The organism is Vibrio sp. 10N.222.52.C12 (assembly GCF_041474215.1).
GTDB classification, from domain to species: domain Bacteria; phylum Pseudomonadota; class Gammaproteobacteria; order Enterobacterales; family Vibrionaceae; genus Vibrio; species Vibrio crassostreae_C.
In genome coordinates this window covers 32,442-39,655 of the sequence record NZ_JBFRTR010000018.1, presented here as the reverse complement: position 1 = coordinate 39,655, position 7,214 = coordinate 32,442, and the positions used below count along the sequence as shown (strand labels likewise).

Genomic DNA, 7,214 nt, shown 5'->3' with positions numbered 1-7,214 from the left:
TTAATTTACTGATTTATATAATAATAAAATTATTTTGACTGATTTGTTGTTTTTGGTGTTGATGAATCTATGGATTAAAAAAAACGATTGCGGGTAATTCTTCACATAGTTATTCACAGAAAAGGTGAATAAATGTGGTCTATGTCTCACTATTGTGTGGGTAACTAGAATTTGAGCAAAACTTATCCATATTCCTAGTTATTATTCATAAATATAGCGCTTATCACGTCACTAAGTTTGCTCCGATTGGGGATATGTGGAAAAATCAGAGTAATTAAAAATTTAGATAGAGGTTGGCCAGTGATAGATGGCGATGGTTACCGATTAAATGTTGGTATTGTAATCTGTAACAACCATGGTCAGGTCTTCTGGGCTAAACGATACGGGCAACATTCATGGCAATTCCCTCAAGGGGGAATAGATGAAGGTGAGACTCCGGAACAGGCAATGTACCGCGAGTTGTATGAAGAGGTTGGCCTTACTAAAAAGGATGTAAAGATCGTCGCGACAAGTCGTCATTGGTTACGCTACAAGCTACCCAAACGACTGGTTCGGTGGGATTCTAAACCTGTCTGTATTGGACAAAAACAGAAGTGGTTCCTTTTGCGCTTAGATTGCGATGAATCGCATATCAATATGCAGCGTGGAAGTACACCTGAGTTTGATGGTTGGCGTTGGGTGAGTTACTGGTACCCAGTTCGACAAGTTGTTTCTTTCAAGCGAGATGTTTACCGTCGAGCGATGAAAGAGTTCGCATCTTTAGCAATGCCGTTTAAAGAGCGAAAAATAAAAGGAAAGCGCAAATTGCGTAGAGGTTAAGCATGCTCAGTCAACTAAGGGAAATAGTTGAACACGTATCAAGAGTTGAAGATGTGTCGACGGCTCTTGATATTTTGGTTAAAGAGACATGCAGTGCGATGCAGACGGAATGTTGCACCGTGTATTTGGCAAATAATGATATGCAGCGCCTTGAGTTGATGGCAACTCAAGGCCTGATCTTCAAAGGCAATAGCATTCACATTGGTTTTGACGAAGGTCTGGTTGGCCTTGTTAAAAGAAGTGCTGAACCTATCAACCTTGCACAAGCGTCTGCTCACCCTGCTTATAAGTTTTTTCCAGAGCTTGGAGAAAACGTCTATCACTCTTTTCTCGGTACTCCGATTATCCACCGCAAGCAAGTGCTCGGTGTATTGGTCATTCAACAGAAGACCCCACGTTTATTTAGTGAGATGGAAGAATCCTTCCTTGTCACGCTCTCTGCACAACTTGCCGTTATTGTGGCGCACGCCCAAACTCAAGGCCATTGGCTGTTAGAGCAACAGAAGCTACCGGCTACTAAAGGTATTGCAGCTTCATCGGGCGTGGCGATTGGTGACTTATGGTGGGACAACACTCAGCCTGAACTCACCGATGTTTATCCTGCTTCGACGCTCAATATAGAGAGAGAGCATGAGTTGTTGGCGGTAGCGGTTGAAAACGCCCTCAATGACTTTAAGCGCATGCGAAAGCGCTTAGATAGCGAAATCAATAAAGATGCGTTGGCGATCTTTGACCTGTTTACTCACTTACTCAACGATCCTATGCTGCGTAAGGATCTAAAAAGCCAAATCCAGAAAGGCGATAAAGCCGATTGGGCACTAAGACAGGTTGTAGAGAGTTATTCTAATCGCTTTGCTCGTATGTCGGACGTGTATCTTCGTGAGAGAGCACAAGACATCCGAGAGCTCGGACAAAGGCTGCTCTATTTCCTCCACAACTCTGAACATGAACTTCGCACGTTAGATAAGCCGATTATCCTAGTGGTTCGTGAGTTAACCGCTTCGGTATTAGCGTCTATTCCCAAAGAAAAGCTCTTAGCGGTGATTTCCTTGGAAGGGGCGGCGAACTCGCACGCAGCGATTTTATCTCGAGCGCTTGGCATACCTTCCGTCATGGGGGTAAACCTCAACCTAGCTCAAGCTAATGGCAAGCGAGCGATTGTTGATGGGTATAGCGGTGAGATCTTTATTGAGCCGACTAAAAGCCTGCTCAAAGAGTATCGAGGGCTGATTCTAGAAGAGAGTGAGCTCTCCTCTATGGTCAATCGCGAGCTGTACCTACCGGCAAAAACGCAAGACAACAAGCAAGTCGAGATTCTGCTTAATGCGGGTTTAAGTGCAGACACTAACATCGCTATCAACCAAGGCGTTGATGGCGTAGGGCTGTATCGAACTGAAATTTCTTTCTTGTTGCAGCAAAGATTCCCGTCAGAGGATGAACAATTCAAGCAGTATCGTTCTGTACTGGCAAGCTACCCAGAGAAACAAGTGGTGATGCGTACACTCGATATCGGTGGTGATAAGGCCTTACCGTATTTTCCTATCGAAGAGGACAATCCATTCCTTGGTTGGCGTGGTATTCGGTTTACGCTCGATCATCCTGACATCTTTATTATTCAGTTACGTGCCATGCTACGTGCGAGCTGTGAAAGCCATAACTTGAGTATTTTGCTGCCGATGATCTCTGGTGCACAGGAGTTGGATGACGCGCTACAGTTGATTGAACAAGCGTATGATGAAGTGCATGAGCTTGATAACCGAGTGCGTATGCCTCGCGTTGGTATCATGATTGAAGTGCCATCCATGCTGTACATACTGCCGCTGATTGCGCATAAGGTCGACTTTGTTTCAGTCGGTACCAACGACTTAACCCAATATTTATTAGCGGTTGATCGGAACAATTCACGAGTATCCGATGTCTATGAATCAATGCACCCTGCGGTGATCATGGCATTAAAACAAATTCATGATACTTGTAAGCAATATCAATTACCTGTTTGTATTTGTGGCGAGTTAGCCGGTGACCCGATGGGCGCGCTGCTATTGATTGGATTGGGGTATGAGACGTTAAGTATGAATACCTCGAATGTCGCAAGAACCAAATATTTGATTCGTCAATCGAACTTGGCTGAATTACAGGATTTGGCAAATAAGGCACTTTCAAAACCGTATGGTAGTGACATCTATAGTATGATGCTGAACTATTTCGAAGAGCGTGAATTTACAGGCTTCATTCGAGCAGGTAAAAAATAGGATTTAACGTGTCATATGAACTGATAGGCTTGTTAGCGGGCCTTGGTGCTATTGTTGGTGTTTTAGCAGGCTTGCTAGGCATTGGTGGTGGTTTGCTGGTTGTTCCTGCCTTACTGTTTTTGCTTCCTAAAGCGGGTATCCCCCAAGAGTTTGCGATGCAAATGGCATTGGCTACTTCGCTATCAACCATCATCGTTACGTCGGGATCGTCTGCGATTAACCATCTAAAGTTGGGTAACGTAGAGATGTTTGTCGTTAAATGGTTGATGCCAGGTGTGGTGATAGGTGGCTTCCTCGGCTCTTTCGTGGCCGATGTAATTCCAGCTCAATACTTACCAAAAGTCTTTGGTGTGATTGTTTTGGTGTTGGCGTTGCAAATGCTATTGTCGATTCGCTCCAAGAGCCAAAAATCGATGCCGGGTTCAGCTAAAACCGTGTTGTGTGGCGGCGGGATTGGTTTGGTATCAAGCTTAGCGGGCATTGGCGGTGGGTCTTTATCGGTACCTTTCCTTAACCATCACGGTGTGGAAATGCGTAAAGCCGTCGGCTCATCTTCGGTATGCGGTTGTGTTATCGCGATTTCGGGAATGCTAGGTTTCATTTGGCATGGATCTTCTGTCGATGATCTTCCTGCGTATAGCTTGGGTTATGTTTATCTACCGGCTTTGATCGCGATATCTTGTACCTCAGTTTTGACCACTCGAGTGGGTGCGAAACTGGCCACTCAATTGCCAACCCCTGTGCTGAAGAAATTCTTTGCGGTATTTTTAATGTTTATAGCAGCCACAATGCTGCTGTAGTGTCTTTTCTGTTAGTCATTGAGCTAACCGTTAATCAATTTAGATAGAGAGCCAAGTATGTCTCAGGGTTTTATCGAATTCCCAAATATCGATCCTGTTCTTATTGAACTAGGACCAATCTCAGTTCGTTGGTACGGCCTAATGTACCTTGTCGGTTTTATGTTTGCTCTTTGGTTAGCAAATCGCCGAGCTGATCAACCGGGTAGTGGTTGGACTCGAGAGCAAGTATCAGACTTACTGTTTGCTGGCTTTCTAGGTGTGGTGTTGGGTGGTCGTATTGGCTACGTACTTTTCTACAACTTTGACCTTTTCCTAGCAGACCCACTGTACCTATTTAAGGTATGGACTGGCGGTATGTCTTTCCACGGTGGCTTGCTGGGTGTTATCACCGCAATGTTCTGGTATGCGAAAAAGAATGGTCGCACCTTCTTTGGCGTGGCAGACATGATTGCACCACTCGTCCCATTTGGTTTAGGTATGGGCCGTCTAGGTAACTTCATGAACAGCGAGCTTTGGGGCCGTGTGACTGATGTGCCATGGGCGATTGTGTTCCCTAACGGTGGTCCACTTCCTCGTCACCCATCTCAACTTTACGAGATGGCGCTTGAAGGTATCGTGCTGTTCTTCATCTTGAACTGGTTTATCAAAAAGCCGCGTCCTCTTGGTTCTGTATCAGGGTTATTCCTAGCTGGATATGGTACATTCCGCTTCTTAGTAGAATACGTACGTGAACCTGATGCTCACCTAGGTTTGTTCGGTGGATTTATCTCTATGGGACAAATTTTGTCACTGCCAATGGTTATCATCGGTGTGCTGATGATGGTGTGGGCATACAAGCGTGGTCACTACAAAGACGAATTACCACAACAAACGAAGTAAGGAATTGGTGTGAAACAGTATTTAGATCTCTGTCAGCGTATCGTTGATGACGGTACTTGGATTGAAAATGAACGCACGGGCAAGCGTTGCCTAACCGTGATCAATGCTGACCTTGAATATGATGTTGGTAATAACCAATTCCCACTGGTAACAACGCGTAAGAGTTTTTGGAAAGCCGCAGTTGCTGAGCTGCTTGGCTATATCCGTGGTTACGACAATGCTGAAGATTTTCGTAAGCTAGGGACTAAAACTTGGGATGCGAATTCTAACCTGAATGAAGCATGGCTGAATAACCCTTACCGCAAGGGTGAAGATGACATGGGCCGTGTTTATGGCGTTCAAGGACGTGCATGGGCAAAACCTGACGGCGGTCATATCGACCAACTGAAGAAGATTGTTGATGATCTAACTAACGGTATTGATGACCGCGGCGAGATCTTAAACTTCTACAACCCAGGTGAGTTCCACATGGGATGTTTGCGTCCGTGTATGTACAGCCATCACTTCTCACTACTTGGTGATACTCTGTACCTAAACAGCACTCAGCGCTCTTGCGATGTACCCCTAGGCCTGAATTTCAACATGGTTCAAGTGTATGTCTTCCTAGCTATCATGGCGCAAATCACGGGTAAGAAAGCTGGCGTGGCTTACCATAAGCTAGTAAATGCTCATATTTACGAAGATCAACTTGCACCTATGCGTGATATCCAGTTAAAGCGTGAGCCGTTAGCTGGCCCAACATTCCATATCAATCCTCAGATTAAGTCTCTAGAAGATTTGGAAACATGGGTAACGATGGATGACTTCTGGGTTGAAGGTTACGAATGCCACGAAGCGATTAAGTACCCATTCTCGGTTTAATCTCACTCGCTTTGTTTGATTGAAAGGCTGCCTCTGTGCAGCCTTTTTTGTATCTAAGTTACAGTGACGAGTAATCGAGATTCGAAGAGCAGAGAAATCATATGCTGTGTGATGCTTTATGTTACTCGTATACTCTCAACGCGCATTGGCTCTTTCTCTTCGATACTCGCTTACACGAATCCCGTATCTGCTCTTAAAAAGAAAAAGCCCGCAACCTAGGAGGTAGCGGGCTTTGCTATAAGCGATGTTTATTTTGCTATTAAGCGGTAAGAGCTAACACGCTACCAGGCAGTACAAGGAATACCGCAACAAGGTAACCAGCCACTACAGCTTTGTTCTTCACAGCCATGTCTGAAATCATGTCTGCCGCTTTAACTGGAAGTTCACGTAGGAACGGGATACCGAAGATGAATACCGTTGACATGATGTTGAACACCAAGTGTACTAGAGCAATTTGTAGTGCGAATACTGCGAACTCACCAGACACTGCTGTAGCTGCAAGTAGAGCCGTAATACATGTACCGATGTTTGCACCCAGAGTGAATGGGTAAACGTCACGTACTTTAAGAACACCTGAACCTACTAGTGGAACCATCAAGCTTGTTGTCGTAGAAGAAGACTGAACAAGGATAGTCACGATAGAGCCAGAAGCGATACCGTGGATTGGACCACGACCGATTGCGTTCTTTAGAATCTCACGAGCACGACCAACCATTAGGCTCTTCATCAGCTTACCCATTACAGTAATAGCTACGAAGATAGTTGCGATACCTAGAGCGATAAGCATGATGCCGCCAACAGTGTCGCCAAACGTTGATAGTGGTTCTTTAATCGCACTTACAACAGGCTTAGTGATTGGCTTGATGAAGTTAAGACCACCCATGCTCATATCACCTGTTGCTAGCATCGGTGATACTAACCAGTGAGAAATTTTCTCTAGAATTCCAAACGCCATCTCTAGTGGTAGGAAGATAGCAACGGCTAATAGGTTAAAGAAGTCGTGGATTGTCGCACTTGCGAATGCACGTTTGAACTCTTCTTTACAACGAACGTGACCAAGGCTAACTAGCGTATTGGTTACCGTAGTACCAATGTTAGCACCCATGATCATAGGAATTGCTAGCTCAACAGGTAAACCACCTGCCACAAGGCCAACGATAATTGAAGTAACTGTACTTGATGATTGAATAAGCGCTGTTGCTACTAAACCAATCATTAAGCCTGCAACTGGGTGTGAAGCAAATTCGAAAAGAACCTTTGCTTGCTCGCCTGTTGCCCATTTGAAGCCTGTACCAACCATTGAAACTGAAAGTAATAGTAGGTAAAGCATGAATGCCAAGTTAGCCCAGCGTAGCCAACGAGTAGTGCTCGAGATAGGCGCTGCTGCAGTAGTAGCTTGGTTCATAATGTTTTCTCCATTGGACCGTTTAAGTCTGTGTTTGGTCTGTTTGTTTAATCTGAGCGTGATGTTAGAGGGGAAATATTTCAGTAATATTACATTTTGGTTTAGGTGCGACTTTTTTGTGATGATTTACTCTTTAAATATTCCAATTGCTAATGTGGTTGTTTTAAGTTGTTGTTTTAAATTGTTTTTTAATGGAAA

6 protein-coding genes are annotated in these 7,214 nt (G+C 44.6%); 5 read left to right on the top strand and 1 reads right to left on the bottom strand.

The window, feature by feature from the left end:
• Nucleotides 1-300: 300 nt before the first annotated feature.
• From rppH to AB4623_RS04040, 5 genes are read left to right on the top strand one after another with little or no spacing between them, the layout of a single operon-like run.
• Nucleotides 301-819: an RNA pyrophosphohydrolase gene (rppH, locus tag AB4623_RS04060; protein ID WP_017059335.1), complete on the top strand. Its 519-nt coding sequence runs from the start codon at nt 301-303 to the stop codon at nt 817-819.
• Nucleotides 820-821: 2 nt separating this feature from the next.
• Nucleotides 822-3,071, top strand: coding sequence for a phosphoenolpyruvate--protein phosphotransferase (gene ptsP / locus AB4623_RS04055; RefSeq protein ID WP_017059336.1), 2,250 nt, complete (start codon nt 822-824; stop codon nt 3,069-3,071).
• Between the two features lie 8 nt (nt 3,072-3,079).
• Nucleotides 3,080-3,871 carry a sulfite exporter TauE/SafE family protein gene (locus AB4623_RS04050; protein ID WP_017059337.1) on the top strand — a complete coding sequence of 264 codons (792 nt, stop codon included), beginning with the start codon at nt 3,080-3,082 and terminating at the stop codon, nt 3,869-3,871.
• 57 nt (nt 3,872-3,928) lie between these two features.
• Complete coding sequence (lgt, locus tag AB4623_RS04045; protein WP_017059338.1) at nt 3,929-4,750, top strand: prolipoprotein diacylglyceryl transferase; 822 nt, start codon at nt 3,929-3,931, stop codon at nt 4,748-4,750.
• Between the two features lie 9 nt (nt 4,751-4,759).
• Nucleotides 4,760-5,611, top strand: coding sequence for a thymidylate synthase (locus AB4623_RS04040; protein ID WP_017059339.1), 852 nt, complete (start codon nt 4,760-4,762; stop codon nt 5,609-5,611).
• Between the two features lie 259 nt (nt 5,612-5,870).
• On the opposite strand, the gene AB4623_RS04035 is transcribed toward AB4623_RS04040, so the two are convergent.
• On the bottom strand, nt 5,871-7,016 hold the full coding sequence (locus AB4623_RS04035) for a Na/Pi symporter (protein WP_017059340.1): 1,146 nt from the start codon (nt 7,014-7,016) through the stop codon (nt 5,871-5,873).
• Between the last annotated feature and the right edge of the window lie 198 nt (nt 7,017-7,214).